This is a genomic window from Chamaesiphon sp. OTE_75_metabat_556 (genome assembly GCF_031378165.1).
Classification (GTDB): domain Bacteria; phylum Cyanobacteriota; class Cyanobacteriia; order Cyanobacteriales; family Chamaesiphonaceae; genus Chamaesiphon.
In genome coordinates this window covers 1-3,315 of sequence record NZ_JANNDR010000516.1, presented here as the reverse complement: position 1 = coordinate 3,315, position 3,315 = coordinate 1, and the positions used below count along the sequence as shown (strand labels likewise).

The 3,315-nt window shown below is 46.3% G+C and carries 3 protein-coding genes; 2 read left to right on the top strand and 1 reads right to left on the bottom strand.

The annotated features are described in order from the left end of the window. Positions 1–164 precede the first annotated feature (164 nt). Positions 165–314, top strand: coding sequence for a hypothetical protein (locus RMO27_RS20485; protein WP_309736040.1), 150 nt, complete (start codon positions 165–167; stop codon positions 312–314). A gap of 74 nt (positions 315–388) precedes the next feature. Beyond that, positions 389–2,530 carry an HAD family hydrolase gene (locus RMO27_RS20480; RefSeq protein WP_396133773.1) on the top strand — a complete coding sequence of 714 codons (2,142 nt, stop codon included), beginning with the start codon at positions 389–391 and terminating at the stop codon, positions 2,528–2,530. A gap of 23 nt (positions 2,531–2,553) precedes the next feature. Here the strand turns inward: RMO27_RS20480 and RMO27_RS20475 are convergent. After that, positions 2,554–3,315, bottom strand: a 762-nt coding sequence (locus RMO27_RS20475) for a metallophosphoesterase (protein WP_309736036.1), incomplete at its 5' end; no start/stop codon positions are given.

Sequence of the window (3,315 nt, the reverse complement as noted above, 5' to 3'; positions counted from 1 at the left end):
CACCGGTGTGCTAAATCGCACAAATCGATCGATCTACAATCGATCGACCGCGATCGATTACCATCGCTTTGTCATCGATCGATGTTAGTTGCTGCGAAGATTGTTTTTGAGAACAGATGATTCTCCGCGGTAGCGTGACTAAGATCCTACCCAAATTTTCCATCGTGTTTTACTCGATCGCGAGTATAGAGATTCGGCTAGCGGTATTGTCGTATATGGTACGATTTGAAGCAGAGCATGTCGATCCGAACACTGGTGCGCGCAAAGATTCGGAGTCAATTGGACGATCGCATCCGATCGAACTGCTCTTATAGACTAAAACAAGGTGAGTCTCCAGCCGATCTCCGATCAAGGTCGCTGTCTGAGATCGATCGACAAAAAATTAGTCATGATATTAGAAAAACCCAATTGCAAACCATTATCTATTTTACTCATCAGTATTCATGGCCTGATTCGCGGTCGCGATCTGGAATTGGGTCGCGATGCAGATACTGGGGGGCAAACTAAATATGTCGTGGAATTGGCTAAAGCCCTTGCCAAACAACCCCAAGTCGAACGCGTCGATCTAGTCACACGGCGAATTATTGATGATGCCGTCAGTGACGATTACCGAGCCGCAACCGAAGCACTGACCAAAAATGCTCAAATCGTGCGGATTGAAGCCGGCCCAGATCTCTATCTCCCCAAAGAGGAATTATGGGGATATCTGGATGGGTTTACCGATCGATTGTTTACATGGTTGCATACTCAACCGCGTTTGCCGGATATTCTGCACAGTCACTATGGCGATGCTGGCTATGTGGGCGTGCGGCTGTCTCACCTCACCGGATTACCGCTGATTCATACAGGGCATTCCTTGGGCAGAGACAAGCTTCGCCGATTGCTAGCACTGGGGATGACGATGGATTGCATCGAGGAACGCTATCACATGCTCCAGCGGATTAGTGCCGAAGAAGATACCCTGAGTACGACAGAGTTGGTGATTACCAGCACTCATAACGAAATCGAAGATCAATACGAGCTGTATGATTATTACACGCCCGAAAAAATGGCGGTGATTCCGCCAGGAACCGATCTGGAGCAGTTTTACCCACCCACTCCTAATGATCAGAACATCGGTTTCCGATCGACATTAACTCGGTTTTTGAGCCATCCCGATCGACCGATAATTTTGGCCTTATCCCGACCCGATGAACGCAAAAATATCGTGACTCTGCTAGAAGCATACGGTCAATCACCCCGCTTACAAGCACTAGCAAATTTGGTGATTATTGCGGGGAATCGAGACGATATTCGGGAATTAAATGAAGGAGCGCAAAATGTTTTAACCGAGTTATTACTAGTAATCGATCGCTACGATCTCTACGGCCGAGTAGCTTTGCCCAAGCATCATACAGCTAGCGAAGTAGCAGATATTTATCGACTAGCGGCTGCGTCAAAAGGTGTGTTTGTCAATCCCGCTCTGACCGAACCGTTCGGCTTAACATTATTGGAAGCTACTGCCAGTGGCTTGCCCTTGATCGCAACGGAAAATGGCGGCCCAGTCGATATTATTGGGAATTGTCAGAATGGTCTATTAATCGATCCTTTGAGTGAAGAGGCGATGACGACTGCATTATTGACTATTCTTGAAGACCCGGCACTATGGCAGAAATTTTCCGACAATGGTGTGAAAAATGTGGCTGAGTTTTATTCTTGGGATGCTCACGCTCAATCCTATCTCCAAAAAATTCAGTCTTTAGTCTTACAGCAGGAACCATCGCCAACACCAACATGGCAACCCAAGGCTGGTAAATATCGCAAGCTAGCAATTTTTACGGCGATCGATAATGCTCTAGTTGGCGATGACGAAGCTTTAAGGCAATTTGTTCAAGTTGCGCGGCAACAGCAACGCAAGTTTTTATTTGGGATTGCGACCGGACGCAGATTGGATGCAGCTCTAAAGATTTTCAAAAATCATGGTATTCCCATTCCGGAAGTTTTAATCACCAGTTTGGGGACAGAAATTTATTACCCACCGCAATTAACTACCGATGTTGCTTGGAACAATCATATCGATCGCGGCTGGACACCGCAAGTATTACGACGCATTATCGATCCACTGCCAGGTTTGAAGATCCAACCAAAGCGGGAGCAAAGTCGGTTTAAAGTTTCCTATTTTTATGATGCCGAGATTGCCCCATCACTAGAGGAGATTTTGACGATCTTACGGCAACAAGAATTGTCCGTAAATACCACCCTCTCCTTTGGTCAGTATCTTGATTTTGTGCCATCGAGAGCATCAAAAGGTCTCGCCTTACGCTATGTCGCTAAGCAATGGAATATTCCCCTCGAACGGGTGTTGGTAAATGGCGGTTCTGGTAGTGATGAGGACATGCTGCGGGGCGATACGCTCGGTGTGGTGGTGGCCAATCGGCACAATGAGGAGCTATCGATGTTGACAGATACCGATCGAGTTTATTTCGCTGAAGGTGCTCATGCCTGGGGTCTTTTGGAAGCGATCGAACATTATGATTTCTTTAATTTATAATGAACCTGCTTTGCGGCGATCGATTAAGCTGCGTGCAGTACGATGACAGCTATTTCAGGGCGACAATTAAATCTAGCTTGAGGTAATCCCGTCGTGCCCACCCCAGTGCTCACATATAGCTGCATTCGATCGACTTTGTACAGTCCATTCGTATATTTTTTGGCCAATTCCGGTTTTACTCTCGGCAGAAACGGAATCACGATTTGGCCGCCGTGGGAATGTCCAGAAAGTTGCAATCCAAATCGATTTGTCGTAGCAGCAGTATCGACAAAATCTGGTTCATGAGCCAGTAAAATATTTGTGCCAGTCTTAGGTAATTGGGAAATTGTCAGGGGGAGATCTGCGCGCTTGAAATAAACATCATCAACTCCGGCAATATTTAACTTATGACCCTGTTTCTCGATCGAGTAAACACTATTATTTAAGAAGTTAACTTTACCCTTGGCGAAAGCACGTTCGAGCGAGACATGATTATGCTCTTCCTCGCGATCGTGATTGCCCATAATTGCCACTACACCATCAGGTGCTTTGAGTTTGCCGAAAGCATTGGCCAGCATCTCTTCTGCTTGCTCGGGATTGTCAGTAATATAGTCACCAGTCAGCGCGATCGTATCTGGTTTTTGTAAATTTGTCAGCTTGGCGACTCTTGCTAATTGTTGCCGATCCATCACACCCGATCGAGCGTGAAGATCGGACAATTGCACGATTTTATACCCTTCAAAAACTGGATTCAAACCCGCAATTTTGATGTCGATCGTTTTAATGTCAAACCAGCGAGGTTCGAC

Excerpts from the sequence above, each read along its gene's own strand:
- RMO27_RS20480 (WP_396133773.1), top strand. The coding sequence starts at position 389 with ATGATATTAGAAAAACCCAATTGCAAACCATTATCTATTTTACTCATC.